The sequence below is a fragment of the Lactobacillus sp. ESL1191 genome (assembly GCF_058504435.1).
Window position 1 is genome coordinate 817,815 of record NZ_CP196365.1, and the last position, 26,429, is coordinate 844,243.

Here is a 26,429-nt window from a genome sequence, read left to right on the forward strand (position 1 = left end):
TTACCACCTGGGCTTAATGTCCTTGCTAGATTTTTAAATAAACTGATATTAATCACCTCCTACTATCTGTTGATAGCCCAGTAATATTGCCAAAATCATTAAGCTAAAGCCTAAAACATAAGCACCAAAAATATGATTAAGCATAAAACTAGCCATGACTATTGCTATTTCACCTAAAATATAAAGCAAAAACGGTAGCCACCGTTTAAAAGCCGAAATCATTTTTGAAATAATCGTCAATTTTCTCATCACTCCATCCTTCAAACGGCTTTTTCGTCGTTTCTTCATTGCGGTCTGGGTCTGTAAACCAAAACTGAGCTTCACTTACCGCATCAATAATTGCATCCACTGCGTCAATCTTTGCGGTATGGATTTCCTTGTCCACCTTTATGCCATACGCATTCTCAAATAGCGACGCATTAATTAGCGAATACTCAAGAATTGGGTCTGCTAGCATATCTACTCGTCTCATCTCAAACATTTGCCGCAGCTTTCGCGTTGGTGAGTCGAGTGAGACTGTTCCTTGTCTTAATGTGACAAACGGAATATCTTGTCGTTCTTTAGCCAGCCACTCCACAATTGGACTGGCCAAGTGTGTGTCGTAAATAAATGCCTTGACATTCAGGCTATTGTCCTTTATGAAGTTTAAAAAATAATCTCCGACCACTTCATCATCAATCTCGCCGAACCGATTTTTTGAGACGTCACAGAACCCAAGATTTTCCGCATTAAGATAATTAATGCCGTCCTGGTCTGACTTCACCGTCACTGATTTCTGTGCGTGTGCTGTTGGAACAAAAGAATGTTGGTAAATAAAAAAGCGTTGTTCATTTCCTTTTAAATAAGGAAAGACAAACGCTATTGCCGTGTCGTCACTCATTTTTGAAAAATCGAAACCGACATAACAGTCACGACCTTGCATATCAAACTCAGGTACAACCGCACGTTGAATATCATCAAGCCGCAGATATTTATTAACCGACGTTGCCAGCCACATGTTTAGATTGCGGTTTTGGAAGCTGTAAAGCTTACCACTCTTAGCATCCCTATCATGCTCGTCTTGCAGGCTTTTGACCATCGTGTCATGAACTGCAGGCAAATCAATCAACGGGTTAGACTTTACCCAAGTATCAGGTTGGTCAGTTTCTGCAACTTCATCTTGCTCCCAAACTAGCAGCAGTGACGTATCTTCAGACCTGTCGTTATCTTTTTTCAAAACTTCGGTAAGTCGTTTAACGTCGTTAAACATCGGGCAATTTGGATTATCGTAAGCAGTAGAAATCGCAATCGTCTCATGATTTTCAACCTGAACTTGGCCAGACGTGATTTTGCCCACGATGTTGTTCGAATTCTGTGGGTCGCCGTACTCGTCGATTACACTCAATAAAAAGTGATACGCATCGAACTGTCCTGAACTAGCAGTCAATCGAGTCAGCTGACTGTAGTTTTTTAGCGACTTCACAAAATTGTCGTTGGTCTTGACCATTGCTGACTTAATACGCTTCTTAAATACTGGCGAGTCAGAGAGCAATTGAATTGTCTGCTGGATATATCGCCAGCCTTTTTTACTCTGCTTTTCAACTGGCGCAATGTAGCAGTAGTCCATGTTGTATTGGCCTGCGTCTTCAATAAAGAAACTGTAAGCCAGCAAAATATTCATCAAATAAGTTTTGCCGTTTGTCCGCGCGACTGAAATTAGCGCATAGGTAAAACGTTTCTGGTGGTCTTCTTTTGCACGCCAACCTTGGTTTAAACACAAAATAGCTTTCTGCCAAAGCATTAGCGGAATTGGCTTATTAGCATTTACGTCCGGGCAAAGCTTGGCAAAATTTAAAATCAGCCGGCAACTTTTTAAGTCATATTCGTATTCAAAACTTTCGTCGTAAAGGCTGCGCTTCAAATCGTTCAGGTGCCGGAACATTGCCAGCTGGATTTTATAGCCGGCAAGCTGTTTTCCGGTCAAAACTTTAAAAGCATACTTAGTGGCCGGGTCATGATACATCTCAAACACATCATTGAAATACCCTTTGGTCATCAGCTTTTTAAAAGTCTGCATTACGTTTGCTTTACGCTTAGTAAAATCAAATTCCTGCACTTTAGAAATCGTCTTCGCTGTCATTCAGCACCTCCTCCACATTCATATCTTCATTATCGTCCGAGTCCAATTCGTTTAGCTCTGCTCTTGCAGCAGGACTTAAGCCTAGCTGTGAGCCAAGCGAATTAATCTTGACGCTGGCAGACTCAATACTTTTAAGTGCCGGGTTTGCTTTATATCCCAGGAAGTCCTTGCCAACAATTTCGCCAGATGAATTCTGTAAGCTCTTGTAGAGCTTTATCTGAACTCCGCCATCTTTGATTGCTTCGTAGCTCTCACGCAAAATCTGATAGTTAATACAAAACGCCTCAACCATTGTCTGGTCGGGCGTTTTTACAACTTCGGTTGAATTCAGATACGGAACAATTTTTCGCCAAATTCTTGCGGCATAACTTGCTAAATATTTGGGTGGTGTAGTAGGTAGCTTTTGCAGTTGCTTACCACTCAATCAGGTCACTTCCTTTCAATAGCCCCCCCTACTTAAAAATTTTCAAATTCAGTTTTTGAAAGAGAAGACACTATTATGTGGTTGCTCTCTTCCAGACCACTAGGGGCGGGGGTGTTTTTTATTTTTCAAAATTAATTTTCGCCATTCAGATTTTTTTAGCGTCCGTAATTTCTGGACGGGTAATGATTGCTCAAGCTTTTGCTTGATATTGTTACAATCACTGCACAGTGTCCATAAATTGTCCATATCAAGCTGTCTAGCAGGCTTTAATAGCTTACGCATAACTATGTGGTCTGCTGTCAAATAACGCACCTGGTACGCTTTTCCGCACGCCTGGCACGTGTATTTATCTAAAGCTAAACGATAGTCGCGAACCTGCCGCCATTGCTTCGAGCGGTAGAACTTGATTGACTCAGGGTCGCGCTTCGTTTGATTGTACTGTCGGTACATTGCCTTGCGATGCAAGTTGTTACTTGATAGCTTAGCCTTAATATAGTTGTCGTGATTAATCTTATGGTGCTCATCGCAATAACGATTGTTGCCTTGAACCCAGCGCATACACCGAGGATAACCACAGTGATGGTAGAGGTTATTCATCTGCTAACCTCGCTAGAACACTGACAAGTGATGGACTATTTAATGCTTTGTCTAAGCAATAGTTTTTAAGTATTCCTAACTGCTCTTCGGTATATGGCTCAACATGAACTTGTTTTAATGGTACGATTTTAAAGTTAGTCATTGTTTGTCTCCTTATAACGCAATAGAGCCCTGATTGAATTAACAATCAAGACTCTATTAGTACGTCTCCACCTGTTGGCCACTTACCCAGGTCTAAGCCGTCATTGATGAAGCTACACGCCACCTAGGATTTGAACCCAGATTAACTAGTCTGGAACCAGTTGTGCTGCCGTTACACTAATGGCGTATGACATGCTCGCTAAGTAGCGATGCTGGCACTCTTAAGCCAGCCATAGGTCATCGCATGTCTATTGCGGTGCCAGGAATCGAACCTGACTGATGACCATTATTACCGCAACCAACACTTTAAAGGATACAGTTCAGCAATAGTTTAACGTCATTCCGGACGGCAGCTATTTATTAATTCCATTATTCAAACGCTTAAGACTTCTGTCTTGCCAGTATTCAACGGTTGTATTAAATATGTTAACTGCTGCTTCTAATTTTTCTTCGTTAAATTTATCTGTATCGTCTAATTGTTCTTCGACGATTGAAGTACAAAGTTTCATTGTTTTTAATACAAAGTTTTTTTCTTCATCAAGAATAGATGTAGGCTTTTCAACAACACATCCGCCATGAGCCCACATGTCTATTTTGGCTTCAATCTTGTCCTCATATCCACTTTCGCGACTATACATATTTTTGCACATTTTATTCCTTTTGCGTTCCTCCAAAATTCCTCGAATATTCATCGCATATTCCTCCAAAATTCCTTTTGTAAATAATTAGGTTGATTTTCTCTTCAAATTGAAACTTATCTTGCGTCGTGTTCCAGCTGTCCGCAAACTCATATAAAGCTTTCTCTCTGTACTTAGGATAGGCATTGTGACTGATATGCACGTCTTGCCTTACCTGCCAATCTCTTTTAAGGTCAAGATACTTGCTAATCAACAGCTGCGGAGAAATACCACTGGTCTGTTCCATCGCATACTTAATAGCTTGTAATGCGGTTAGTGCCGTCAAACGGTTAACCATGCCATTTTCACTATTATTAATCCCGTTAGTATGCATCGGAGCGTCTGACAGTTGTGGGCTTGATAGACTAACACCAGCTCGTAAGCTTAGCCTTTGGCATTGCTTATATAGAAAAATATTTACATTCTTAGCCGTAGCTTCGATATCTGGGTCTGCCCAGAAGCCCATTTGCTCCATACTTAATTTCTATCCTTTCGTACATATTTTTCTGTGTGCGATATACTTATCGCCACTATTTAATTTCCGCCAGGGCACGAACTCAGGTAATCTTTCCAATTCATAGCCTGCTTCATATAAATTAATTCTTGTTCGCTCATAATAATCGCAACCGTGCTTCATCAGTATGCTGTAATTGGCATAATTACCTGCATAGATTAGCTGCCCTGTATCCATGACTGTCACTTTGTATTTAAATTTTGGCCTAGCTTTGATGTGATACTTTGCTGCTAAGCAACGTGCCCTTTTAATCGTCACACCTATTTGTATTGATATTTCGCTAGGCGAATATCCTTCATGTAATAAATCGACGATTAACTCATCATCATCTACCTGGGATGCACGGTCACTTTGCGCTTCAAGCTTTAATACATGACTTTGCAATTGATTTAATTTTTGGTAATAACTCAAACCGAATTGCATCGGATCAAGCGTGCCGTACTCATTTTCGATATCATGGATCAGTGCCATAGTTTCTGAATCCATATCCAATCAGTCCTTTCTCAACTATCATCAGTGCATCATCCACACTCCTTGCTATTCCGTGAATAATGTTGTGTGATACCAGCATATTATGAAATCTAACCTGGTCAGGTCTGGGTCTACCAGTTTTTGATTTTACTTCAATGTAAAAAACCTGATTATCTACCCAGCGAAAACCGTATAAGTCGGGATGTCCTTTAGGTAAGCCAGTATCAAACCATCTCTTATCTATAGTTTGCACTTTACCCACATTCGACCTGAACACCGTGCAGTGATGCATCGATAAGCTTTGCATTATTTGTTTTTGAATTTCATGCTCTTTCATAAAATTATCTGTTAATAGTAAGTTCAAGTTTATCCCCAGGATAAACTTTATAATAGTGAATTCTTTCATCAAGATATATTTTAAGGCTATCGATGTTATTAGAAATATTGAATACATACCCATCATCACCCACTAAGTCTATCAGATAGAATTGTCCTTCATTGTATGCTACATAATAATAAGAACCAGTATTTGAAAGATCTTCAACAATATCGCCTGCATGTATTTCTTTGTCTATTTTTTTACTAATTTCCATTTTTACCACCCCAATACTTTCCAAAACATATACTCTTTTATAGCTAAACCTACTAGAGACAATGTCAATCCAACAAAAATCAAAGTAAGCCAAACTTCTATGCTATGCTTTTTATTTTTCTCATAAATAAATGCCGCTAAAATCAAAATTAGAGAAATTAAATTTATAGTGTTTACTACTATTTTCGCCATTCACTTTCCCCATCCAACCAATCCACAAGTTCGTGATATTCTTTTTTAGTAATATAGATCGGTTTTATTAATATATTTTTATCATTCGGAACCACGGCAAATGAATAAATCTTTCTTGAGTCAAAATTTATCACTACATGCTTTGTGTTCAGTTCTGACCGTCTGATAGTCATCCCTTGAATAGTGATTTCGTCATCTTCGTTCGGCAACGGCTTATAAAACTCATCGTCTTTTAGCTCATATCCTGAAGGAACATGCCCCACATACCACTCTTTACCATCACTGTCTCTTCTCCACACTGCTCGTGCCATTATTTAATCTCCTTGTAAATCAACAGGTAAGCATATTAGCTCTCCCTTATTTGTACTTCCGTAGGGGATTTCGCGAAGTACCGGCTCACCGTGTTCTTTAACATATTCAATGGCCTCATATTCACTATTAAAAGCTGCTCTTGCTTCAGTAATCATATGTGAGTCGTCACACGTATCACTAATATCAGTCATTGCTAAAACTACATAAATTTTCTTAGTCATCAGCTACACATCACTTTCTTTTCCTATTTAAAATCCAAACAATTAGTATTGCTGCTATCGTATCAACTAAAAAATATAAAAATTTAATCATGGTTTTTCTTACTCAATTCAATGTAGTTCAAAATCGCATACCCAGCTGCGTCTTTCCATGTATCTAGCAAACTTTCGTCGTTAACTTTCTGGTCACTGTTAAGCGTCAACACTTTAATTCTGTTAACTTTGTCAATAAATCGCGTTAGTCCCGATATTGCACCCAGTTCTTCGAATGTTTCGCCGAAGCTATCGCCATAATCATGATTTTTGTCGATTAAGGTCTGTTTCAATTCATCGCAAGCTTGCGATATTGCGTCTTTTTTAATTAATTCCATAATTTTAACCTCCTGCGTGACACTCGGGTGACAGTTACCGTCACCTATCTAACCCTTACTCTTATAAGGGTTTAAGTGTCACAAATTATCAGGTGACAGTAAAATCGACAAAAACTTTTATTTAGTTATATAGAGAGCTATATATAATAATTAAAAAAGTTTTATTAGAATATACTGTCATACTGTCACCTATATACCTATTACTTACTCTCCCAACGTTTTCAGCGGTGACAGTAACCGTCACCTTACTGTCACCTACTGTCACCATTATTTAGCAAAACCACGGATAGTTTTACCTTCTATCTTCCTACGGGCACTAGTATCATAGCCTGCATGCTCCATGTAATAACGCACGTCCCTTGTCTGTTTATTGTTTTTAGACAGTGCATTTGGATCTTGCAATAATGCTATTGACAAATCTTTGTTAGAAATAAAATCTCTATCTTTAAATTTATTTTCTAGTACATCCATTAAATTATCTTCAAGCCCTGACGTATATCGGAATTGTTCTCGGTTAGCCTTAAGTAATTCCTCTTGCTTCGGCGTAAACCTAAACGGGTCTTTAGCGTTTTTATAAAGCCAAACTGCTTCGCCCCAATACTGCTCCACCAGCTCCGGCGTTAGGTCGGTCACCGGGTTTTTAGTCTGATATTCAGGTCTGGCGTAAATTGATAGAAAACGCCGGTCCCCTGAACGATCTTTTAAGTGCCTAACTTCGTTTGTTGTTCTTGTGATTATGAATTTCTTTTTAAAGTGTATCGGCTTGTGACCATAAGGCTTTCGATATTCAAAGTCCTGCATCGTGATGAATTTTTTTATTTCTTCAAAACTAGCATCATTGCTCGCCATCATTTCATCATCGTTCACAATTAGTGCATTGCGCATGACATCGAAATCGTCCTTTTTAGTAAAGGTGTTAAATTGGTCGGTATACAAGCCCATAGGCGCAATATTTTTTAGAATGGAAGTCTTACCAACGCCTTGGCCGCCTACTAAATCAGTCACGTAGTCAACCTTGGTGTTAGGGTCGTAAACTTTGGCCACCGCGCTCATAAAAAATATTCGCGTGATTAAGGTGGTCGTTTCGTCTTTTACTGCCCCTAGAAATTCCGGGAAGAAAACGTCTAATCGTCGTTTTTTGTCCCAATGCTTATAAGCATTATCCATATATTCGACCACTGGATTGTAGGCGTCCATGTAAGCAACATTGTCCACCGCCTGCTCAATAATTACGTTTTTAAAATTGGGATTGCTGTAGGCGCTCTGCGACTCAATGTAAAGTTCAACTGAATTAGTGACCTGGTCCGTATATTGGCCTTTACTAATCGCGACCGTACCGATATTTTTAATCTCAAGGATTGCGTCCCTGACTACATCTACGTCTGTGGTAAACTCGTTTAATCTAAAAAGTCCTTTCAGTTTGGGGTCATGTAGTAGTATCATGACGGCATTCTTAACGCTATTTGTTTTTACCGCACCGCTGATTTGACGTTCTAGCTCAATCGTGGTGCTGCGTAACTTTTCAGCGTTTTTCTCATTAAGATGTATCACTTCATCACTCATCAATCCCCCTCCTTCTTAGTTCTTTCTCGACCATTGAATTGACTGTTCGCTCTACCTCGCTGAAAGGTAAGCTGTCAGTTGTGTTGTTGTTTGCGATTACCGCTAGCTTTGCCGTTGCTTCTGGGTCAACACCCCGAAAAAGTAAGCCACCTATCAAACTAGTCAAAGTATTGTTGCGACCGCCACTGTCTCCTAACCCGTTGGCTATTTTTTCAAATAGTTCAGTCGTCTGGGTCTTAGTGGTTGGCTTGTAGCTTAAGATAGTCCGCTTTTCTGGCTTGGCTTTTTCTCGGATTAGTTCAAGCAATCCCTCTGGCGCCTGCTTCATTGGCTTTTGGTTAAGCCACTGATAGCCTCGACTGGGTGACACGACCACGTAATTGTTTTCGTGGGCCTTAAGGTCAACGCCTGGCAAGAAGCCGATGTTCTGGGCAATCACTTCATTTTTCGGTTTTTGAAAGAAGAAATGAAAACCATTGTGCGCTGTGCGTTCTGTTAGCGTATCTTTGAACCATTCGTCGTGCTTCAGCTGTTTAATTGACTCCATGCCGTCAACTTCGCCGTGTCTATCAACGTCAATCACGAAGAACTTATCATTTTTAAGGGCAATATTGGCCAGCGGGTATTGCTTCCATACTTCTCTGACTTCATCAGGTGTCAGTGGTGGCTTATTCGCAAACTTAATCAACGGCCTTTTGTCGGACCCAATTGGTATCACGAAGAAGCCATGCTCGGCATAGCTAGCCGCAGAATTAACTAAGTTTGTTAGTTCCATGATGTTTAAAACGGCAGTTGGCTTTCGTCAACCTCTACCGCTGCGCCAGTTGTTGCGAATGGGTCTTTAGCATCGGCTACTTTTGGCTGTTCTGCTTTGTCAAATTCATAGTTGCGGTAAGGGAATTTAGGGTTTTTCTTGTTTTCAGTTTCATTGATTGTGATTTTAATCAGCTTCCCGTATGCTGGCTTAAAAGCTTCGACCAGAGCTTCATAGGCGTCTGTTTCACTCTCAAAAGCGAAGCACTTGTCCTCAATTGGATTGTTGAGCATTTCTCCAATAATTTGCAACATCGAAATATTGCGAGCAATAACTGCGGTAGGCATTGGCTTACCGTCTGCTTTAAGTTGAGCGAGTGACGGGAAGATTGACTCTTTTCTGCCTTCACAATCGCCTTGTACAACGGTAAAGGTTAACATCAGGAAGTCCTTATCGTTCTTGGCATTGTGAGTAGCATTATCAAAACTCATCAGGTAAGTTCCATCAGGAAGCTTGGCGTACGGGTCAAATTCCTTACCACTCTTTGGGTCAAAATTCTTTTCTTTCAATTCACTCATTGCATCCATTAAACTCATAATTATTTATTCTCCTTTTTAAAAATTCCATTGCATGTTTCTAATAACTGTAAAATCCGCTTGTCTGTAATATTTTTTGGGTCGTATTGTGTTCGCAGACCTTTGACTTCCCTGAAATATGATGCGTTGGCACCATCGCCAACCTTCTTGGTTCTGATTTCAACGTCACAGTTGCCGTTGATGATGTTGTAGTACTTAGTTTTAAGTGAAGGCTGGTAAGTCGTCACTCCCGTGTTGTCGTCAGTGATTGCTAGCTCTCGGCTGATATAAATAACGTTCATCGGTAGGGCCTTTAGGTCCATGACTAACTGCTGCAGGGCTGTGTTGAAAAGCGCATAGCCTTTGCCGTAAGCAATATCGCCTAGCGAGCTAACATTGTTGTCCCAGCAAACTGCTTGCTCCAGCATGACGATAATGTCGTCGATTACGTCAACTACTATTGTCCTGAATTGCTCTTCGGGCTTGCGCTGTTCGTTTTCGTTCTGCAAAGCCAAGATAATCTCGTCCAATTGTGTAATGATTAACTGCTTCGGCTGACCTTTGCTATCTCTCAAGTTTCTAATCTGAAACGATGGTGCAGTACCCTGCTCGCTGTTCCCATCAGTGTTTAGCACGATTGGATTGGGAAAGTAACTCGCAAAGTAACTCTTGCCGCTCATCGGTGCGCCCCAGATAAAAAAGTTGTGTGGCTGTGCCTTAGGCTTCAGCTGTTCTGGTTTTGGTAAAACTATCATTTTTTAATCATTCCTCTCTGCTTGAGTTGAAAGTATACCCAGCCTTTTTTGTACCCATGCAAGTCCGCGTAGGCATTTAATTCGGCCGGCGATTTTAATTCACTCAACTTCTTGCTTGCGACCTTTTTTAATAGGTCGTTTTTTACTATCTCTTTAATTAATTGCTTTCGATTTTTAGCTTCAACCAAGTCAACGTCTTTAACCTCTTTAGCCTCGTGCACCTTGATTGGTTTGCCGCATAACGGACACTTACCGTCTTTAACTTCGCTGGTCTTAACAACCGCGAAGCAATAGTCGCACGTAATGATTGACATGCCCTTTTCAGCAGCGGTTTGGTCAACTCCCTTAGTCCCACTTACCACTGCCTGTTTCCAATCTCGGTCATCATCGGGGTAGCCGAACTTTTTTACGTTATTAGCGTGGTCAATGATGATTGCTGTTTTACCGGGTCGCGGGTTCAAGCACCGCATTGAGAATTGCAGGTACAGTGATAACGATGCGGTTGGCCGGGCCATGATTACACAATCAACATTCGGTAGGTCAACGCCCTCTGTGAATAAATTGACGTTGACCAGAATTTTTAGCCGCTGTTTTTTAAAATCAGTTACGACTGCATCCCTGATAGCAGGTGGTGTCTTACCATCGACTTCTTTAGCAGTAATGCCAGCGGCGTTAAATTCTTCTGCTACCTTAATTGCGGACTCAATTGAGTACGTGTAAACCACTGCTTGCATTCCTGGTGCTATTCGTTGGTACTGCTTAACGATATGGCCATAAATCTTTGAACTCATGGCATCGTCCATTGATTGATTGGTGTAATCTCCCGTCGAACTGCGCTTTAAAAGCTGGTCGTTAAAATCGTTCGGCGGTTGGAAGTACCTGAAGGGTGCTAGGAAGCCTTGTTTAGTTAAGTCTTTAATTGATTGTCCGACGATAATATCATCAGCAACCTGGTCAAGTTGTCGTCTACCAGTCCTACGTGGTGTTGCCGTAAAGAAAAGCACGTACGCATTGCTAAATTTATCTAGTATTTTTTGATAACTGGTAGCTAAAGCGTGATGTCCTTCATCAATCAGGATTAGCTGCGGTTCTGACATTTTATCCAACCGTCTAGTTAGAGTCTGTACCATTCCCATAGTAGCTAAGTTAGGCTTAACACCCTGATTTTTAAAAGTATCAATAGCTTGGTCTAAGACTTCTTTGCGGTGGATAATAAACATTACCTGATTGCCTTTAGCAGTCGTCCTGCGGGCTATTTCGGCCATGACCACGGTCTTACCCGTCCTCGGCGGTGACTGCACAATAATGTGTTTGTGACCAGCTTGCATTGACTTAGTTATTCGGCTAATTAAATCTAGTTGATATGGTCTTAGCTCGTACATTATATTTTGCGATAAGCTTCAATGATTTGTTCGGTGTCGTCTACTAAGTTGTCTTTGTCTACCTTTTCGTAAAGCACGTCCATCAAGCCAATAAACATTCTTCTTGCATCTTCATCTAAAGTAGAAACAGCTTTTTCCATACTTTCATTGAAATCCTGAAAACCGTCAAAGCCAAGTTCGCTCAATAGTCTAATTATCAACGTTGCGATATAAGCGGGCTTTTCTTCATCATCTATCTCTTTACCGTTAATCTCAAAATCAACCGTTGGTATGCAAAGGTACAGTGCCGTTTTAGCAATATCCCTGATCAGCTCCTTGTCGGCCTCTTCAGGCAGGCCTTGAATGTACGGGACTGAAACGTTGAAGAATTTAGCCAGTTTTATGCACTTTTCCAGATTAGGCTCTCGCTCTCCTTCTTCATATAAATGTATTGCTTGCTGGGTCACTCCAACGGCTTCTGCTAAATCTTTCTGACTTAACCCTTTTTCTTGTCTTAGCTCTTTAATCCTATTTTTCATGCTTAATCTCTTTCTTCTTCAATTCGTCCCAAATCTGCTGTTCAGCACTGTCAAACATTGCGCTAACCACACCGCTAATGAATAATTCGCTTGGCCGTGCGTTGTATGACCTGGGACTATCAGGCTTATTCTTTCTAAGAAAGTTAATCGCCTGACCGTAAGTTTTCTGTTTCATCGCTTCATCTTTAAGGCAGGCAGTCCACTCGACAATTTCCGACAGCACATCGTTTTGCCACTTTATAAAATCATTCATAAATATCGTCTAACCTTTCGCCGTCAAAAAAATCAAATATTAGTTCTTCCGCATCGCTTTCGTCTCCGTCGACGAATTGATCAATGAAATCGGCATTAGTAATTCCCAAAATCTCGACTAGCTTATCAATTGAACCTCCGCAGAATTTTAGAAAACTTTTTAAATACGAATTAATGTCTTTATAGCCATTATCAATTTCTTTCCAATATTTTGTGTTTATAATTGAGTTTCCTGTGTCATGCAGTAAGATTGCGTCCGGTTCTTCTTCGGCCAGTTTCCTCATATCTTCTGCATCTCGGATAGCCTTCATAGCCCACTGACGCTCTTTTCCTTCTTTAGCTTTCATGTTATAATTCTCCTTAGATATTTATATATTTATTAGTCCGATTGCCGTCGGGCTTTTTTATGTTCCTGGCAGAAATTCCGGTGTACTTAGTAACATTATCAGCAGCACCGTAAATGCAATTACTGCTAGCAATAATGCGATTTCTGAACTTTTCTTTTTCGGTCTTATGTCGAAATATTCGTTTAAAAAGTAATCCCATTGTTTAAAAATCTTCTCCATCATGCTTCCCAATCTATCTCTTTCTTATGCTCTTCCATCCACTTGGCTGCTTCATACTCAAATATCGTAAAGCCATGTCCAGGACCAGGATGGATATTTGGGCACCAGTCTGGCTCAAACTTATATAAGACATTTGCTTTAGCCCACGCTTGGCCATGCGGATAGCAATACTTCTTGGCAAACTCTTTTATTCCTATTGTTCTACCTATTAGATTTTCTTCTGGTACATAGCCACGCTCAGCCATGATGGCATCCACAGAGGGTGTTAAGGCTGCGATAGGAATTGGCAATTCTATTACGTCAGGCATCTGGGGTCACTTCCTCGTGAAAATTTTTTTAATTCGTGCATTTTCTTTCCTTCTTTCTTGCTATAATCACCTTAGAAAGGAGGTGATTACATGAAACTTAATCAAGACTGTGTTCGTTCCATAATGCTATTTATTGAAGATACGGAGACTTTTGGCTCTTTTTTGTACTTAAATGATTTTTTAAACGCCAAAGAACTTAAAAAGTTTGATTCAGAAGAAATTAAATATACTTTGGCAAAATTATCTGAAACTAATTACCTAACCCACAATATTCGATGGATTAATAATGAAATAAAATATTTTAGTACAGGGGCTCTTACTTGGGATGGTCATAAGTTTTTAGACACAATACGTGATGATAAAGTTTGGTCTAAAACAAAGGAAATTACTAATAAATTTGCCTCTGTATCAATTTCTATGGTCGAAAGCATTTCTTCTCAAGTTATTACCAATTTAATAGCTAAACAGATGGGATTATAAATGATTGGCCATTTAACCAAACATAAATTTGTTTACCGTTAGACTTATCAAGTAATATTGATAGGTCTTTTTCTGATAAGAAAATTATCATTGATAAATTATTTGCTTGCCCTGCACCAAGTGGTATCTTTTCACCAAGGTCATTCTTGTAATAGTAAATGTATTCTGTTGAATTCATTTCACTCTCCTGTTCAACGCAATAAGTTCAATATCCAATTAGTGAATAAGCTCCCTATTATTGAAAATATAATTGCAACTTTCATTTCATTTTTGGGGTTTAAAATCCAATCTATTAATTTATCCATTACACTCACCTCCTTTCTAAATAATTAATTCTTTTGTTCCAAAATGGTACTCACGTGGCAAAAAAATTTGATCAATAGGCCGTTTAAAATATTTGGATAACTTAAACATTTCATCTTGAGTAAATTCTCTTTTACCATTTTCTTTGTCACGATAAGATTTCGTACTAATGCCCAAATATTTTGCAATATCTTCTTGAGTTGCTTTCATTTTTTCTTTTCGTAATCCATATAAAAGTATTTGCATTTTGCACCTCCTTTCTGTTCCTTTTTGGAACAATTAAAGTATATATCCATTTTGGAACAAAAGCAACATATTTTTTTTAATTAGTAATAATATGTTCCATTTAGGTATTTTTTATACTATAATACGCAGTATAAATTGAAAGGCAAAATAAAAAATGGATTTATCAAAATATATCGGTTTACAGATTAAGAAAATTCGTGAATCCCACGGACTGGATCAGCAAGAATTTGCTGATAAAGTCGGTACTTCTCGTGTAAATATCACTAGATATGAAAATGGAACAAGGAAAGCTAATCAAGATATTCTTTTTGAAATAGCTAAAGTTTTTAACGTAAATATTAATTATTTTTTCCCAATTCCAAAAGATGCAACCTTTGTCGATGAAAGCCATTTACGTCAAGTACCACTAGTGGGCACCATTGCGTGTGGAACACCTATTCTTGCTGAACAAAATATAGAAGGTTATATACCTATGTATTTTGATATTGGGAGTAAAGATGATATTATCTTTGCTTTGAGATGCAAAGGAAAATCGATGGAACCAACTTTAAAAGATGGTGATACTGCTTTGGTTAAACAGCAATCTACTATCGAAGATGGTGAAATAGCGGCTGTTTTAGTAGATGATAATGAATCGGCAACGCTAAAGCGTGTAAAGCATGTGGGAAATCAAATATTATTAATGCCTGATAATACAGATGGTTTTTCACCAATTGTTTTGAATAAAGACAATCCTGGAAAAATTTTAGGAAAAGTATTGGAAATACGGCGCAAAATTATTTAGTTTTTTTGTCCACCACACCAATGACGTTAAACCTATGGCAATATTTTGGAGGTATATTATGAAGCTTAGAAAAATTATGGTAACTGGATTGGCTTCAGTTGCAATGCTAAACGCTGGCGCAACGTCTGTAAGCGCACTAGCTAAAAGAAGTCAAATTGAGACTACTAGTAAAACACCTATTTACAATAAAAAAGGCCGCAAATACCGGTATGCAGCATATTCTCCCGGCATGTGGTTTATGATTAAGGGTACCAAAAAAATAAAGGGCAAAACGTACTATCAAATAACCAAAAAAAGGTTCATAAGAGCCAGCGGAGTGAAGATTAGATTTGATGCCGGCAAGACACCAGAGCCATGGCCTAAAAAGCAGTGGGAATCTAGACATCTTGTAGATAGCCATTTTTTAGTAAATGGACAGGCTGATTATCCTGAAGAAATTTATCAAACCTTTATGATGGTTGACGTTGAAAGCGATTATGTTGAAGCGCTGCAAGAAATAGCCAACCAAATGGGTATGCTTGATAAGGATACTGGCGAAATACAAGGTGGTCAACAAGCATTTGAAGATAAACTGATTGATATTTTGCGTAATAGCTCTATTTTTGATATAGATAAAAACCCTGTAATCGCAAACGTTGAGCGTCATCGCGCAGCCAAAAGCAATCAATAGAAACACAAAAAAGCCCTTAAGAAACCGTCTGGAAAACAATTCTTAAAGGCTAATTAATATAGCAATAGCAGAGCTATTACTCTGCCCTATTTTAACAAAAATTAAAGGGGAAATAAAATGGCAATCACAAAACGCGGTAAAACTTGGCAGGCTCGCTTCTGGTGGAAGGATGTCCAAGGGAAGAAACACAGCAAGACAAAGGACGGCTTTAAGACTAAAGTAGAAGCAGCCAACTGGATGTCGGAAATCCGCGTAAAGTATAATTCCGGTCTAGTAATCGATAAAAATCCAATTTTTGCCGAGTACTTTTGGGACTGGTATAAAACTTATCGCGAAGGGTCTTTAAGACCCTACTCTAAAAACAGATATCTTGCCGGCTATAATCACTTAAAAAAGTATTGGGGCAACAAAAAAATCAAGGATATAAACCGAACGCAGTGGCAACGATTTTTAAATAACCTTGGTGAGCGTTTTAGTAATGCGACGATTAATTGCTACTTGTCAGATTATCGGGCGTGTGTCAAGTATGCCATGGCAGATGGTATCATTTCCAACGACTTTACCTTTGGGTCACAAATTTCCGGCAATAACTCTAACACACGGAAAGGGAAAGTTAAATTTTTGTCTATTGCTGAAATCCAAAAGCTGTTTGATACAGCCTGGGACGTCAGGTCAACAAAATCGCCAACTGCTTATATTATAATCACCGCCATATTAACCGGAGCCAGAATTGGCGAAATTAAAGCACTTAGGTGGCACAATGTTAATTATCGTGATCGTACGATCGACATTCACCATAACTATGATGAAAAAAGGCATATTTTGGGCCCCACTAAAAATAAATCTTCTTATCGTACGATTAAAGTCACGCAGCAACTGCTAGATATTTTGGATGAATTAAAAGTTAATGAAACTGATTATATTTTTGAAAGTCCAAGATATCATGTCCCTCCCTCAACTAGACTAGCAAACAAAACTCTTAAAGAACTGCTGAAAAAAGCTGATCTAGATAAACCTGCCTTTACTTTCCACTCTTTGCGCCACTGCCATGTAGCGATGCTTCTATATCAAGATATCGACATTTATGCGATAAGCGCTCGTCTAGGCCACAACGACCTTCATACAACGCTTTCAACTTACGCCTATTTAATCGATGAGAAGAAAAAAGAAGCTGATGAAGTAACAGCCAATAAGCTCGACAAACTATTTAGTGGGAACACAAGAGGAACACAACATTGAAAAAACAAAAAAACGCCTAAGCTCAAATCGTTGAGTTCACGCGTTTTTTTGCAAGCATTTTTTAGCTGAGTAATTTAAAAACCAATTATGCTTCTTGTGCTTCAAGTGAATTGTGGCATTGTTATTGGCATCCAATACAACTGCTAATTCCCCTTTTAACCACTTATCTGACTGCCAGGCAGGAAAATACTTTCCAGTAGTTTCTTCTAAAGTATCAATAATATCGTTAACATCGAAGCTAACTGCTGCCGGCAAGCGAATAACTTGCCCAGCGAGCTCTTTAGACTGACAAGTCTCAATTGGTCGGCCATCAAGCAGAAAAATCTGGTGATTTTTTTCTTGTAAAAGCAGCACATCAAGCGTTTCCTTAATATCGCGGACCGCAGCTTGGGCTTTTTGCTCATCCACTGCACTATGAGAGCGGTCTAACCAACCATGCAAGGTTTTTCTCTTCTTATTTATTGGAGCCGCGATTCTAAATGCTTTAGCTTTAATCTCCGATCTTTCCAGGTCATGTTCAAATTCAGCTTTGGCTACAGGCAGACCCGCAATTTCGGGATCATTGTTTTCATCGTAGGTCTTTTGGACAAGGTCAGATATATCATCTGGCAAATGGATCTTATCATTTAAATAGTAATCTGTCTTCATGAGGAGGTACTTCTCGTAAACCGCCTCATTTGCGGCACCATAATTTCCCATCGTTTCAATTCCCATCACAGATAGCTTGGGAGCTCGAAACTTTGGTGGACGTTCAATTAAATGACGATGAAGTCGGCCCGCTCGTTGCAACAAGAGATCCATTGGTGCAATATCAGTGTAAAACACGTCAAAGTCAATATCTAACGACTGTTCAAGCACTTGGGTGCCTATCACGATCATTTTGTGCGGCCTTTTTGCCCCTTTACCAATTTTAGTTTGCAGCCGCTCTTCAATCTTGGTCCGCTCGGGCGCAAGGAAGGCCGAATGCAGCACAATCAACTCAACAGTTTCGTCATCAACCAGCTTTGCCAACTCTTGTGCTCTTTTAACTGTATTAACAATTATTCCAGCAATACCGCCGCCATTAATTGCAGTTAAAATTGACTTGATTAATTTGTCATTTTCGAGGTTAATTCGTTGTACTTTTAAACTTACCGGTTTTTGATCTGATTGTCCCGCAAAATGTGAAACTTGCTTGACCTCGCTTCCATCTAAAATAGTTAAGAGCGGGTATGCTTGAGATTCGGCCCATTCGGCACTTGTTGTTAATTTTTTTTGATATTTACCATGATAATAGGATTTTAAGAGTTGCACTCTTTTATCTTTGGGTAAAGTTGCAGAGAGCAGCACTAGCGGTACCCGATAAGCGCCTAACCATTCAAGCGCGCGATAAAGATACTGGTTCATGTAGGCGTCATAGGCATGCACCTCATCAATCACGATTACCTTATCGCTGAATCCGAGATGCCGTAAAAATAAGTGCTTCTGCTTGAGGGCCATTAACAACAGTGTATCAATCGTACCAACCGCAAACTTTGACAAAATGGACTTTTTACCCGTGAACCAGCTATTAACTACAACTGCACCAGCATCTTCAATGTTACTGGAATTGGGCAAATTAGCATATTCCTGATTAAATTGCGCCTTGCCGTGCAACAATTTAATGGCTAGGTGATCGTTCTGCTCATCTGCTATCTCGCCGAGCCAGGTGTTAACGCGGGTAAACATAGCGTTGCTCGTTGCTTGGGTAGGTAGCCCCCAGAACAAACCATCACGCTGAGTAGCATAAGCTAATTGTTCAGTGGCAATTAAAGATGTTTCTGTTTTTCCCAATCCCATTGGCGCTTCGATGATCACCATGCCCGGATCAATGGCATCTTCAATCGCCTCTGTGATTACTCTTTGTACGGGGCGAGCCGTAAAGCCCCAGCGCTTTTTATAGGGATCATGTGTCACGTCAACTTTTTCAGGAATCCAATCACCACTAATCTCCCAGGCTTCAACTGCTGCTTCGAAGCGGCTCTCTAAATCGAGATCATCGAATGTTTGATCCAAAGGAATCAACGGAAATAATTTTTGGTTGGGATCATCACCTAAAAACTCACTTGAAGCAAACCAATCTGCCGTGATCAAGAGTCCTTCTAAAATAACTGCTTGAGCTTGGTTGACCGCAGGTATTTCTGCAACAGACTGATATCCAGCGAATTTTAAGCCATATTCAAAAATTTCTTTTTGAATAGCTTGCCAATTTTTCCGCACCGCTTCAGCATCAGTCGCAGAATTACCCGTGTCATACTGTCGATAATTATCCGGATAGTCATCAAGCTGCTCAGCCGGAAAGACTGGCCCGGCATCACCATGATGTCCGCCGATAATAGCTTCGATTGAATCTGGGACTCCCAGATCTTCTAGCAAAGCCTCCCCTGCCTTAGCGTGGGGAGAATATTTTCGAGATGAGCCAGTATAATCGTCTAACTTTGTAAATCCCGAATCAATTAAATTATCGATTAATTGTTCGTCTAAGCCATCATCTCCGCTGTATGACGGCTTAGTCTGGAACGCTGGCGTGGCCTTGCCGATATCATGGTTAAACCCTAAAAACTTAACCAACTTGCGTAATTCTGTTTCTCCGCCAACATTTTCGCTCAGCCATTTTTTGGTGCCTTCACAAACTTTATGACTGAGTAACCAATTAATTACATTGGCCGTATCAATCAAATGAGCCAGCAAGGGTAGCCAGAGCTGTTCGCCGTTGTCAGTTCTTTTTTTCGCCCACAGCGCCTTTGTTCGTTTGTTTAATTTTTTTATTTGATTTCACCTCTTTTTAAATCTTAATTTATTCAAATCATGATACAATTTATTAAATTATTCAACTTATTTTTTAAATTTTTATTATCTTACCCTGTATATCCTCTTAATAATTGACCTTTGCAAATTAATAAGCAAAAAAGCTAGTGGAAATACCACCAGCTTTTCAACAAGCCCGCTTACGCAGGAAACACTACAATTCATATCATTATACAGGGATCACCCCCGCTTACGCGGGAAACAAACTGTAAAGTTATTATACACTCTCAAACAAATTACGAAACTATTGGACCATACAATATTTTACCTTCCACCAGCAGTAAAATCTATCCCAGAATAAAGAATAGCGCTCAGCTGATAATAAATTAGCAAACCCATAACGTCTAACTTTTTAGTTGCACTTCATTACTTTTATCTAGGGCGTAGTTTTACCACATACCGATAACTTTGGTCCAAAGGAGACCGCCGCCCAGCCAGATGACGTTAAGTACAACACCAATGATTGCACTTAACTTCCACCAGTCCTTGTTAGAGACATAACCGGTTGAAGAAAGCAGCGCAGCCGGACCAGCTGAATAGGTTGAAGTTGACAAATAGAGTGAACCGTCTAAGGCTAACATTAACGCAGCCATGATTGGCGGCACACCAGCACCAATAGCAATTGACAAAAAACCTGCATACAGGGCCGAGATTTGTGTCGAAACACTTGGAAATAGGTAGTGCAAGTAGAAGTAAGCCAGGTATAGGATGACCAACACCCAAACCCAATTCAAACCTTGCAAACTGCTTCCCAAGGTCTTTGAGAACCACGGGAAGAAGCCTAATTGCATGAGCTTTTGTGACATTAACATAATAATTGACAACCAAGTTAAAATATTCCAAGCAAAACTCTGTCCGAGAATGTCCTTGACGTTAATTACACCACAAATCAACAGCAGTGCGACTGCAATGAAACTAACCATTGTTGCATCAATCCCAAATTTAGAACCGATTAACCAAAGTACAACTGACATGACAAAGACCACGGCCATAATCTTTTCAGCGGCGGTCATCTTACCAATTTCCTTTAATTTGCCATCTGCCCAGGCGTGAGCGTTTGGCGTTTCCTTAACTTTAGGTGGGTAAATTTTGTATAGAATCAGTGGCACTACTAAGAGTGAAATCAGTCCGGGGACGATTGCCGCTACAAACCACTGCATCCATGAAATGGTAATGTTCTGTGTTTTAGCGATGCCCAGTGCAACCATGTTACCAGCCAATCCAGTTAAGAACATAGTTGAAGTGACAATGTTAACTTCGTACTCGTTAAAGACCAAGAACGACCCAATATTACGCTCTGTACCCTGCTTAGGATCAGAACCCATTTCTTTTGAAAGGTTATCAATAATTGGGTACATGATGCCGTTAACCCGGGCATTATTACTTGGAATTCCAATTGCTAAGACCGTTTCAACCAGCGACAAGGCGTAAGCAAGGCCTAGAGTCCGCTTGCCAAAGGTCTTAACAAAGAAGTAGGCAATGCGCTTCCCCAAACCGGACTTGATGAAACCGGCAGCAATAAACATACACATCGCAACCATCCAGGCGGTCGAGTTACCAAAGCCAGCAGTTACTTCTTCCATCTTAAAGATACCAGCAAGGGTTGCAATTACGACAGCAATGATGGTGGTTGCCATCATGGGCAGCGGTTTAGTCACGCAAGCAACAATTGTTGCAATGAAAATGGCAAACAAGTGCCAGGCCTGAACATTAATTGCAGCTGGTCTAACCGGCGTCAATAACCATAAGATAATACCGATTGCAAGTGGCATTAACCACTTTTTCCATTCAAATTTATCTAACATTTTTCTCTCCTTTAAATCACTTGTTAGCTTGCTTAATAGCGGCCTTTACGGCTTCTTCTAGTGCCTTAGTGGTCATCGATGCCCCAGAAATGGCATCGACTTCGGTAGAGTTTTGCTTGACCATTTCCCGTGGCAGCTGCTCAAGCGCTACAGCTCCGATACCTTCGGTTTCATGATTTTCCAAGACTTCAACCTTTTTAATCTTCTTATCTTCATAGGTAACACGGACTAGAATGCGGCCACCGATTCCAGCTTCAGAAGAACCTAGGTATTGGTTAGCTTGCAGTTTAATCCGCTCTGCCCGATTACCGTCCACCAGATCATTAATACTGGGAACTTGATTAACTAGGTCAACTTCTTCATCAGCAGGTGTCAACTTGGCGACGGCCTCGCCCGCAATCTTGCCAAAAATCAAGCACTCCGCCAGATTGCCTCCACCTTGGTAGTGGTTAGCGCACATGCCGCCCAGTTCCCCTGCCGTATAGAGCCGCTTAATCGGTTCGCCTTGTTCATTAAGAACTCGGGCATACTCATCATGTTGTGGTCCCCCTTGGGTGTTCAAAACCGCTGGGGCCAACTTGATCGCATAAACTGCCCCAACCATTGAGAAGGGCTCAAGCGTTGCGGGAGCACGACCAAATTCCAAATCACACCCGTTTTTAGCAAATTCGTTGAAGCGTTGTACCGTTTGGATTAGGTTAGTAGCCGGGACATTTAGCTTGTCGGCAAGATCAGACAGTGAAGCAGCCTTAACTAGCTTGTCGAAGAATTTCTGATACTTTAATTTACCTTGCTGCTGTTCTTGAACAAACTTATCACACTGCTTTTGGTCAAAAACTAGCCAGGCATTGTCATAGGCATGCGGCAAAAGGTAGTCACCGTGCTGATAAATATGCCCGTGGCGGAACTTAGCGTCTTCACGCATAAAACGACTGCCGTCATCAGCAACAGCAAAAATTGAACCAGATTTAACGTTCTCCCAACCACTAATTTGGCGACCACGTTCATTTTCCGTTTCCGCAATCACATAACTCGGGACGATTCCTAATGATTCATAATTGCCCATATGCCACATCTTGGCACCAACTTCACTCGCCATGCTAATTCCATCGCCCTTGTTATAAAGCGTGCCAAGTGGCGTCAACTTAGTAATATGCAGGTAATCCTGCTGCATTTGGGGATTATTTTCAAATCCACCAGTGGCTAGCACTACTCCGCGTTTAGCGTGCATGTAGTAGTGTTTATGGTTACGAGTAATCATAGCGCCACGGATTTCTCCAGTTTGAGCATCCGTTAGCAGATGCTCAGCTCTTGAATTCAACCAGATGTCAATGTTCTCTGCCCGTACCACTACTTCCTTACGAATAACCTTCCATAATTCAGCATCAAAGTCGCGATTATGAACCATGGCGAAGTCAAAGGTATCAGCCCCTTCATACTCAGGATATTCACACAACTGCTTTTTGCGGGCAACGTGATCACCCTCTTGGTAGTCACGGGACCAGATGTAGGGCTCAATGCCAAAGTACTTCTTGAAGTACTCCGGCATCTCGACAAAGCCGTCTAGATACGCCTCCATGGTTTTGGCATCGATGGTAAAGGGCGCAGTCAACTGCTTAAAGTAGGTCTTGATTTTTTCTTGATCGTGTCCCATTGCGACATGTTGTGCTGAATAGCGAGTATTCCCGCCCTCATGTCCGTAGGGTGCTACATCAACTAAGAGTACCTTAGCACCATTATCGGCTGCGAACCGAGCCGCAGTTCCGCCAGCACCACCAAAGCCGAGGACGATGACATCATAGTCACCATTCCACTTAGTTTGCGCATTAACTTCCATTTTATTTTGCTTTTCCTCCTTTGGCCTGTTCGATTGCTTCGTCCACAGCTTCCTTAAAAGCCCTACTGGTAGTGGTTGCACCGCTAACTGCATCAACTTTAGTCGTTTGCTTATCTAACATCTCCTTGGTCAAAACAGGAATTGCCTTACCTCCAAGATAGGGCGTTTCTTTTTGCTGCAGGGTTTCAATGTTGGCAATCTGATCACCGTCCATCGTTACCCGAACCACAATTGGAATATCATTAATGCCATTTTCACTACTACCAATTCCCTGGTTAGCACCGGCCACATACTCCTTCGTGGTGGTCTGTGCCTCTGATTGCAGGTCAGACATTTGGGGAACAGCATTGGCTGCGAATTGCTCTAGCTTTCGCTTGGGCCAAGCAGCATTTTCACCGGCAAGCTTACCTGAAATTAGTAAATCGGCAATGCTATTAGCACCAATGTACTTGGTTGCAAAAATATCACCCAGCTCCCCCGCTTCATAGAGGTGGGGAATTACGTTGTTTTCTAAATCAAGCACTTCACATTTTTCATTGCGTCGGGCTCCGCCGTGAGTGTGTAAAATATTGTGTCTAATGGCAATCGCATAGTACGGGCCGCTGCCAAATGCCCGCATAGTTTCAATCTGGCGGTTTAAGAATAAGTCGCGCTTTTGACCGCTTAAAAAGTTAAAGTCAGCGACCGCTTCACCTAATTTAGGTGCCTCAATCTTTTTAGCTAGCTCTGTAATTGAATTCGCCTTAATTGCATATGACAAAAGTTGCTTAATCTGGTCAGCCTGAGCAGACTCATCGCTAGCCAATTGATCATATTGGCATTGATCCATAATGATATGGGGGTGATTCTGGTTGGGCAGCATAATCCAGTTACCGTGATTATACTTATAACCATGCCGATCCTCTTCGTCTTCACGGTAGTAGCGTGTTCCATCGTCACCGGCAACAAAAATACTGCCATTAAACAAACTCTTCCAGTTAATCATGTAAGCAAACTTTTCTCTGGGCTGACCTTCATTTAAGGAAAAACCGTGTGAGTCATAATTAGCCATATGCCACAGGCGGGCTCCAGCTTCAACGGCTAAGTCAATGCCTTTACCCTTGTTGTAGAGCGTACCAATTGGTGCAAGCGACCCTTGGCCCAAAAAAGTTTGAATCATGTCCTGGTTATTTTCAAAACCACCACAGGACAGGATGACACCATTCTTAGCAGCCACATTTCGGATAATACCCTCATGCTTGATCTGCACCCCTAGAATTGTTTGGGTCTCTGGATCTTGAATCAAGTGCTCAGCGGGACTAGCAAACCAAATATCAATCTGATCTAGACGCTCATATACTTGCTTGCGCAATAACTTCCAAAAACCTCCATTGTACATACCAGCTGTCATGCTTTGAGACCGCATCGTATCAGCATGAGCATATTCGGGATACTCACCTTGGGGCCGTCTGCCGGTATATTCTGCTTCAATGCCAAAATATTTTTGAGCATACTCCCTCATCTGCAAAACATTATTAACAAAAGCGTCTAAGGCTTTAGGATCATATTTGAACGGATAATAGGTTTGCTGATAATAAGCCCGCAAGTCGTCAAAACTGTCGCTCCAGGCGAAAGCACCACCAGCATAACGGGTGTTACCACCCTCCTGTCCTTCTGGTGCTGAATCAATTAACAAAACTTTGGCCTTATTGTCCGCTGCAAATCTTGCTGCAGTGGCGCCAGCACCACCAAAGCCAACCACCACAACATCGTAGATTGCATCCCACTTAAGTGTCGAATTATAAATCAAAATATCTACCTCCACTTTCCTAAATAATTCTTACTATATGCAATATATCCCCTAAACTTTTCTTAGTCTAATAAATTTTTGCTTACCTAATTTATAAATAAAGTGTGAGAGTTTTTGTAACTCAAGGGATTCTGGTATTTTTTAGGAAATTTAATATAATTAAAAAAGATATACTTATAAATTATTTTTATTTTAGGAAGTCAACATGAACGAAAAAGATCTTTTGTACTTTTGTAAACTAGTCGAAACAGAAAGCTACACTGTTACTGCTTCCGCCTTTGATGTCACTCAACCAACCATTTCGATGGCGGTCAAACGCCTCGCCGAAAAGTTTGGTGACCCATTAATTTTTCAAAAAAATCGCAAAAGTAAAATCACGCTAACCGATGCCGGCGACCTCCTCTATCAGAAGGCCAAAATCCTACTGCACGACATTGCCAGTATTAACTACGACGTTAAGCACGCCAGTGATAAAAAAATTCGGATTGCCTTTTCTGGTGAGGCAGGAAGCCTATATATTCCCGACATTATCCAAAAATTTCACCAAGCCGGTATCAATAACCTGCTTGAGACTCACTTAGAAAGGTCTGCCAATGCTTTTTCTGATCTAACTAACGGCGACGTTGATGTGGCTATCTATTCTTGGATGCTCCCTATCAACGATCCCGAATACTTCATTCACAACCTCCAAAAAACCGAGCTAGTAATCATTACCAGCCGGCAAGATCCCTGGAAAGAGGTGCATGAAATCGGAGCTGCCGACTTGCGTAACCGCCAATTTATTGCCCGCAACCGGGGCTTTTTAACTAGAGAATGCCTAGAACGCGAAGCAAAATTGGGTGCATTCACACCCAATGTGATCTATACCGCTTCTTCAATGAAGTTAATGATCGATCTCGTGAAGCGTAACGTGGGCATTGCATTAGCAATGGAAAGTAGTCTGACTGACTTAACCGGACTCCACATTATCCGGTTAAAGGCGGGACAAAAAATTTGGGCCTACATGCAAATTGCAATGCGGAAAAGCTTTATTCCTAATAAGTATCAACGCCAAGGAATCGACATTTTACGCCACTTTAAACCCTAAAAACTGACTTAGCTTTTGTTTTTTTCGCAAAAAAGAGGCCCCATAGTTGAACTACAACCATG

34 protein-coding genes and 1 tRNA gene are annotated in these 26,429 nt (G+C 40.7%); 5 read left to right on the forward strand and 30 right to left on the reverse strand.

The annotated features are described in order from the left end of the window. Positions 1-48 precede the first annotated feature (48 nt). From ACSYSN_RS04295 to ACSYSN_RS04410, 24 genes are all read right to left on the reverse strand, one after another. Positions 49-249: a hypothetical protein gene (locus ACSYSN_RS04295; protein WP_491712935.1), complete on the reverse strand. Its 201-nt coding sequence runs from the start codon at positions 247-249 to the stop codon at positions 49-51. Beyond that, the gene (locus ACSYSN_RS04300) at positions 206-2,119 is read right to left on the reverse strand and encodes a terminase TerL endonuclease subunit (RefSeq protein ID WP_491711711.1); all 1,914 of its coding nucleotides are present in this window, start codon (positions 2,117-2,119) and stop codon (positions 206-208) included. The genes ACSYSN_RS04295 and ACSYSN_RS04300 overlap by 44 nt, the downstream gene beginning before the upstream one ends. Beyond that, positions 2,097-2,543: a phage terminase small subunit P27 family gene (locus ACSYSN_RS04305; RefSeq protein WP_491711712.1), complete on the reverse strand. Its 447-nt coding sequence runs from the start codon at positions 2,541-2,543 to the stop codon at positions 2,097-2,099. Before ACSYSN_RS04305 ends, ACSYSN_RS04300 begins: the two co-directional genes overlap by 23 nt. Positions 2,544-2,642: 99 nt before the next feature. Continuing rightward, entirely contained in the window at positions 2,643-3,140 is a 498-nt protein-coding gene (locus ACSYSN_RS04310; RefSeq protein WP_491711713.1) for an HNH endonuclease, read from the reverse strand. Next, positions 3,133-3,282: a hypothetical protein gene (locus tag ACSYSN_RS04315; RefSeq protein WP_491711714.1), complete on the reverse strand. Its 150-nt coding sequence runs from the start codon at positions 3,280-3,282 to the stop codon at positions 3,133-3,135. Before ACSYSN_RS04315 ends, ACSYSN_RS04310 begins: the two co-directional genes overlap by 8 nt. 115 nt (positions 3,283-3,397) lie before the next feature. After that, a tRNA-Trp gene (locus tag ACSYSN_RS04320) sits at positions 3,398-3,468 on the reverse strand. Positions 3,469-3,634: 166 nt separating this feature from the next. Further along, positions 3,635-3,973 carry a hypothetical protein gene (locus ACSYSN_RS04325; protein ID WP_491711715.1) on the reverse strand — a complete coding sequence of 113 codons (339 nt, stop codon included), beginning with the start codon at positions 3,971-3,973 and terminating at the stop codon, positions 3,635-3,637. Beyond that, positions 3,933-4,433 (reverse strand): ArpU family phage packaging/lysis transcriptional regulator, encoded by a 501-nt coding sequence (locus tag ACSYSN_RS04330; protein ID WP_491711716.1) that lies wholly within the window; start codon positions 4,431-4,433, stop codon positions 3,933-3,935. Before ACSYSN_RS04330 ends, ACSYSN_RS04325 begins: the two co-directional genes overlap by 41 nt. Before the next feature lie 9 nt (positions 4,434-4,442). Continuing rightward, positions 4,443-4,958 (reverse strand): hypothetical protein, encoded by a 516-nt coding sequence (locus ACSYSN_RS04335; RefSeq protein ID WP_491711717.1) that lies wholly within the window; start codon positions 4,956-4,958, stop codon positions 4,443-4,445. Next, entirely contained in the window at positions 4,927-5,280 is a 354-nt protein-coding gene (locus ACSYSN_RS04340) for a VRR-NUC domain-containing protein (protein WP_491711718.1), read from the reverse strand. Before ACSYSN_RS04340 ends, ACSYSN_RS04335 begins: the two co-directional genes overlap by 32 nt. A gap of 4 nt (positions 5,281-5,284) precedes the next feature. Continuing rightward, positions 5,285-5,536 carry a hypothetical protein gene (locus ACSYSN_RS04345; protein WP_491711719.1) on the reverse strand — a complete coding sequence of 84 codons (252 nt, stop codon included), beginning with the start codon at positions 5,534-5,536 and terminating at the stop codon, positions 5,285-5,287. A gap of 2 nt (positions 5,537-5,538) precedes the next feature. Beyond that, positions 5,539-5,727, reverse strand: a complete 189-nt coding sequence (locus ACSYSN_RS04350) for a hypothetical protein (protein WP_491711720.1) — start codon at positions 5,725-5,727, stop codon at positions 5,539-5,541. Continuing rightward, complete coding sequence (locus tag ACSYSN_RS04355) at positions 5,715-6,038, reverse strand: hypothetical protein (RefSeq protein ID WP_491711721.1); 324 nt, start codon at positions 6,036-6,038, stop codon at positions 5,715-5,717. Before ACSYSN_RS04355 ends, ACSYSN_RS04350 begins: the two co-directional genes overlap by 13 nt. A gap of 3 nt (positions 6,039-6,041) precedes the next feature. After that, positions 6,042-6,260: a hypothetical protein gene (locus ACSYSN_RS04360; protein ID WP_491711722.1), complete on the reverse strand. Its 219-nt coding sequence runs from the start codon at positions 6,258-6,260 to the stop codon at positions 6,042-6,044. An 83-nt stretch (positions 6,261-6,343) separates the two neighbouring features. Further along, positions 6,344-6,628 (reverse strand): nucleotide modification associated domain-containing protein, encoded by a 285-nt coding sequence (locus ACSYSN_RS04365; protein ID WP_491711723.1) that lies wholly within the window; start codon positions 6,626-6,628, stop codon positions 6,344-6,346. 267 nt (positions 6,629-6,895) lie between these two features. After that, entirely contained in the window at positions 6,896-8,191 is a 1,296-nt protein-coding gene (locus tag ACSYSN_RS04370; protein ID WP_491711724.1) for a VapE domain-containing protein, read from the reverse strand. Continuing rightward, complete coding sequence (locus tag ACSYSN_RS04375; RefSeq protein ID WP_491711725.1) at positions 8,184-8,966, reverse strand: bifunctional DNA primase/polymerase; 783 nt, start codon at positions 8,964-8,966, stop codon at positions 8,184-8,186. The genes ACSYSN_RS04370 and ACSYSN_RS04375 overlap by 8 nt, the downstream gene beginning before the upstream one ends. A gap of 5 nt (positions 8,967-8,971) precedes the next feature. Next, positions 8,972-9,541, reverse strand: coding sequence for a single-stranded DNA-binding protein (locus tag ACSYSN_RS04380; protein WP_491711726.1), 570 nt, complete (start codon positions 9,539-9,541; stop codon positions 8,972-8,974). A gap of 2 nt (positions 9,542-9,543) precedes the next feature. Continuing rightward, positions 9,544-10,275 (reverse strand): AAA family ATPase, encoded by a 732-nt coding sequence (locus tag ACSYSN_RS04385; RefSeq protein ID WP_491711727.1) that lies wholly within the window; start codon positions 10,273-10,275, stop codon positions 9,544-9,546. After that, the gene (locus ACSYSN_RS04390; protein WP_491711728.1) at positions 10,272-11,657 is read right to left on the reverse strand and encodes a DEAD/DEAH box helicase; all 1,386 of its coding nucleotides are present in this window, start codon (positions 11,655-11,657) and stop codon (positions 10,272-10,274) included. The genes ACSYSN_RS04385 and ACSYSN_RS04390 overlap by 4 nt, the downstream gene beginning before the upstream one ends. Continuing rightward, complete coding sequence (locus tag ACSYSN_RS04395) at positions 11,657-12,175, reverse strand: helix-turn-helix transcriptional regulator (RefSeq protein WP_491711729.1); 519 nt, start codon at positions 12,173-12,175, stop codon at positions 11,657-11,659. The genes ACSYSN_RS04390 and ACSYSN_RS04395 overlap by 1 nt, the downstream gene beginning before the upstream one ends. Continuing rightward, on the reverse strand, positions 12,165-12,428 hold the full coding sequence (locus ACSYSN_RS04400; protein ID WP_491711730.1) for a hypothetical protein: 264 nt from the start codon (positions 12,426-12,428) through the stop codon (positions 12,165-12,167). The genes ACSYSN_RS04395 and ACSYSN_RS04400 overlap by 11 nt, the downstream gene beginning before the upstream one ends. Further along, positions 12,421-12,774 carry a hypothetical protein gene (locus tag ACSYSN_RS04405; protein WP_491711731.1) on the reverse strand — a complete coding sequence of 118 codons (354 nt, stop codon included), beginning with the start codon at positions 12,772-12,774 and terminating at the stop codon, positions 12,421-12,423. Before ACSYSN_RS04405 ends, ACSYSN_RS04400 begins: the two co-directional genes overlap by 8 nt. 218 nt (positions 12,775-12,992) lie before the next feature. Continuing rightward, on the reverse strand, positions 12,993-13,301 hold the full coding sequence (locus tag ACSYSN_RS04410) for a hypothetical protein (protein ID WP_491711732.1): 309 nt from the start codon (positions 13,299-13,301) through the stop codon (positions 12,993-12,995). 90 nt (positions 13,302-13,391) lie between these two features. Here ACSYSN_RS04410 and ACSYSN_RS04415 point away from each other — a divergent pair, with 90 nt between their 5' ends. Then, entirely contained in the window at positions 13,392-13,781 is a 390-nt protein-coding gene (locus tag ACSYSN_RS04415) for a DUF2513 domain-containing protein (protein WP_491711733.1), read from the forward strand. Here the strand turns inward: ACSYSN_RS04415 and ACSYSN_RS04420 are convergent. Then, entirely contained in the window at positions 13,762-13,959 is a 198-nt protein-coding gene (locus ACSYSN_RS04420; protein ID WP_491711734.1) for a hypothetical protein, read from the reverse strand. The two genes, ACSYSN_RS04415 and ACSYSN_RS04420, sit on opposite strands and share 20 nt — an antisense overlap. Positions 13,960-14,102: 143 nt before the next feature. Further along, positions 14,103-14,330 carry a helix-turn-helix transcriptional regulator gene (locus ACSYSN_RS04425; protein WP_491711735.1) on the reverse strand — a complete coding sequence of 76 codons (228 nt, stop codon included), beginning with the start codon at positions 14,328-14,330 and terminating at the stop codon, positions 14,103-14,105. Between the two features lie 154 nt (positions 14,331-14,484). Here ACSYSN_RS04425 and ACSYSN_RS04430 point away from each other — a divergent pair, with 154 nt between their 5' ends. The 3 genes from ACSYSN_RS04430 to ACSYSN_RS04440 all read left to right on the forward strand — a co-directional run bounded on the left by ACSYSN_RS04430 (position 14,485) and on the right by ACSYSN_RS04440 (position 17,023). Continuing rightward, the gene (locus ACSYSN_RS04430; RefSeq protein ID WP_491711736.1) at positions 14,485-15,114 is read left to right on the forward strand and encodes a LexA family protein; all 630 of its coding nucleotides are present in this window, start codon (positions 14,485-14,487) and stop codon (positions 15,112-15,114) included. Between the two features lie 58 nt (positions 15,115-15,172). Beyond that, positions 15,173-15,784 (forward strand): SLAP domain-containing protein, encoded by a 612-nt coding sequence (locus ACSYSN_RS04435; RefSeq protein WP_491711737.1) that lies wholly within the window; start codon positions 15,173-15,175, stop codon positions 15,782-15,784. A gap of 117 nt (positions 15,785-15,901) precedes the next feature. Further along, positions 15,902-17,023 (forward strand): site-specific integrase, encoded by a 1,122-nt coding sequence (locus tag ACSYSN_RS04440; protein WP_491711738.1) that lies wholly within the window; start codon positions 15,902-15,904, stop codon positions 17,021-17,023. 36 nt (positions 17,024-17,059) lie between these two features. Here ACSYSN_RS04440 and cas3 read toward each other — a convergent pair whose 3' ends face one another. From cas3 to ACSYSN_RS04460, 4 genes are all read right to left on the reverse strand, one after another. Beyond that, complete coding sequence (gene cas3 / locus ACSYSN_RS04445; RefSeq protein ID WP_491712900.1) at positions 17,060-19,810, reverse strand: CRISPR-associated helicase Cas3'; 2,751 nt, start codon at positions 19,808-19,810, stop codon at positions 17,060-17,062. 428 nt (positions 19,811-20,238) lie between these two features. Beyond that, positions 20,239-21,654 carry a DASS family sodium-coupled anion symporter gene (locus ACSYSN_RS04450; RefSeq protein WP_491711739.1) on the reverse strand — a complete coding sequence of 472 codons (1,416 nt, stop codon included), beginning with the start codon at positions 21,652-21,654 and terminating at the stop codon, positions 20,239-20,241. 16 nt (positions 21,655-21,670) lie between these two features. Then, entirely contained in the window at positions 21,671-23,491 is a 1,821-nt protein-coding gene (locus ACSYSN_RS04455) for an FAD-binding protein (RefSeq protein WP_491711740.1), read from the reverse strand. A gap of 1 nt (position 23,492) precedes the next feature. Next, positions 23,493-25,280 carry an FAD-binding protein gene (locus ACSYSN_RS04460; RefSeq protein ID WP_491711741.1) on the reverse strand — a complete coding sequence of 596 codons (1,788 nt, stop codon included), beginning with the start codon at positions 25,278-25,280 and terminating at the stop codon, positions 23,493-23,495. Positions 25,281-25,485: 205 nt separating this feature from the next. On the opposite strand from ACSYSN_RS04460, the gene ACSYSN_RS04465 reads away from it, so the two are divergent. After that, positions 25,486-26,367 (forward strand): LysR family transcriptional regulator, encoded by an 882-nt coding sequence (locus ACSYSN_RS04465; protein ID WP_491711742.1) that lies wholly within the window; start codon positions 25,486-25,488, stop codon positions 26,365-26,367. Positions 26,368-26,429: the final 62 nt, after the last annotated feature.

Coding starts and splice junctions, on each gene's coding strand:
- ACSYSN_RS04395 (WP_491711729.1), bottom strand. CDS start 12,175: ATGAAAAATAGGATTAAAGAGCTAAGACAAGAAAAAGGGTTAAGTCAG.
- ACSYSN_RS04400 (WP_491711730.1), bottom strand. CDS start 12,428: ATGAATGATTTTATAAAGTGGCAAAACGATGTGCTGTCGGAAATTGTC.
- ACSYSN_RS04310 (WP_491711713.1), bottom strand. CDS start 3,140: ATGAATAACCTCTACCATCACTGTGGTTATCCTCGGTGTATGCGCTGG.
- ACSYSN_RS04455 (WP_491711740.1), bottom strand. CDS start 23,491: ATGGAAGTTAATGCGCAAACTAAGTGGAATGGTGACTATGATGTCATC.
- ACSYSN_RS04415 (WP_491711733.1), top strand. CDS start 13,392: ATGAAACTTAATCAAGACTGTGTTCGTTCCATAATGCTATTTATTGAA.
- ACSYSN_RS04430 (WP_491711736.1), top strand. CDS start 14,485: ATGGATTTATCAAAATATATCGGTTTACAGATTAAGAAAATTCGTGAA.
- ACSYSN_RS04360 (WP_491711722.1), bottom strand. CDS start 6,260: ATGACTAAGAAAATTTATGTAGTTTTAGCAATGACTGATATTAGTGAT.
- ACSYSN_RS04440 (WP_491711738.1), top strand. CDS start 15,902: ATGGCAATCACAAAACGCGGTAAAACTTGGCAGGCTCGCTTCTGGTGG.
- ACSYSN_RS04315 (WP_491711714.1), bottom strand. CDS start 3,282: ATGACTAACTTTAAAATCGTACCATTAAAACAAGTTCATGTTGAGCCA.
- ACSYSN_RS04295 (WP_491712935.1), bottom strand. CDS start 249: ATGAGAAAATTGACGATTATTTCAAAAATGATTTCGGCTTTTAAACGG.
- ACSYSN_RS04410 (WP_491711732.1), bottom strand. CDS start 13,301: ATGCCTGACGTAATAGAATTGCCAATTCCTATCGCAGCCTTAACACCC.
- ACSYSN_RS04335 (WP_491711717.1), bottom strand. CDS start 4,958: ATGGATTCAGAAACTATGGCACTGATCCATGATATCGAAAATGAGTAC.
- ACSYSN_RS04355 (WP_491711721.1), bottom strand. CDS start 6,038: ATGGCACGAGCAGTGTGGAGAAGAGACAGTGATGGTAAAGAGTGGTAT.
- ACSYSN_RS04465 (WP_491711742.1), top strand. CDS start 25,486: ATGAACGAAAAAGATCTTTTGTACTTTTGTAAACTAGTCGAAACAGAA.
- ACSYSN_RS04325 (WP_491711715.1), bottom strand. CDS start 3,973: ATGAATATTCGAGGAATTTTGGAGGAACGCAAAAGGAATAAAATGTGC.
- ACSYSN_RS04300 (WP_491711711.1), bottom strand. CDS start 2,119: ATGACAGCGAAGACGATTTCTAAAGTGCAGGAATTTGATTTTACTAAG.
- ACSYSN_RS04435 (WP_491711737.1), top strand. CDS start 15,173: ATGAAGCTTAGAAAAATTATGGTAACTGGATTGGCTTCAGTTGCAATG.
- ACSYSN_RS04450 (WP_491711739.1), bottom strand. CDS start 21,654: ATGTTAGATAAATTTGAATGGAAAAAGTGGTTAATGCCACTTGCAATC.
- ACSYSN_RS04390 (WP_491711728.1), bottom strand. CDS start 11,657: ATGTACGAGCTAAGACCATATCAACTAGATTTAATTAGCCGAATAACT.
- ACSYSN_RS04385 (WP_491711727.1), bottom strand. CDS start 10,275: ATGATAGTTTTACCAAAACCAGAACAGCTGAAGCCTAAGGCACAGCCA.
- ACSYSN_RS04340 (WP_491711718.1), bottom strand. CDS start 5,280: ATGAAAGAGCATGAAATTCAAAAACAAATAATGCAAAGCTTATCGATG.
- ACSYSN_RS04420 (WP_491711734.1), bottom strand. CDS start 13,959: ATGAATTCAACAGAATACATTTACTATTACAAGAATGACCTTGGTGAA.
- ACSYSN_RS04380 (WP_491711726.1), bottom strand. CDS start 9,541: ATGAGTTTAATGGATGCAATGAGTGAATTGAAAGAAAAGAATTTTGAC.
- ACSYSN_RS04330 (WP_491711716.1), bottom strand. CDS start 4,433: ATGGAGCAAATGGGCTTCTGGGCAGACCCAGATATCGAAGCTACGGCT.
- ACSYSN_RS04425 (WP_491711735.1), bottom strand. CDS start 14,330: ATGCAAATACTTTTATATGGATTACGAAAAGAAAAAATGAAAGCAACT.
- ACSYSN_RS04405 (WP_491711731.1), bottom strand. CDS start 12,774: ATGAAAGCTAAAGAAGGAAAAGAGCGTCAGTGGGCTATGAAGGCTATC.
- ACSYSN_RS04365 (WP_491711723.1), bottom strand. CDS start 6,628: ATGGAATTAATTAAAAAAGACGCAATATCGCAAGCTTGCGATGAATTG.
- ACSYSN_RS04345 (WP_491711719.1), bottom strand. CDS start 5,536: ATGGAAATTAGTAAAAAAATAGACAAAGAAATACATGCAGGCGATATT.
- ACSYSN_RS04370 (WP_491711724.1), bottom strand. CDS start 8,191: ATGAGTGATGAAGTGATACATCTTAATGAGAAAAACGCTGAAAAGTTA.
- ACSYSN_RS04375 (WP_491711725.1), bottom strand. CDS start 8,966: ATGGAACTAACAAACTTAGTTAATTCTGCGGCTAGCTATGCCGAGCAT.
- ACSYSN_RS04350 (WP_491711720.1), bottom strand. CDS start 5,727: ATGGCGAAAATAGTAGTAAACACTATAAATTTAATTTCTCTAATTTTG.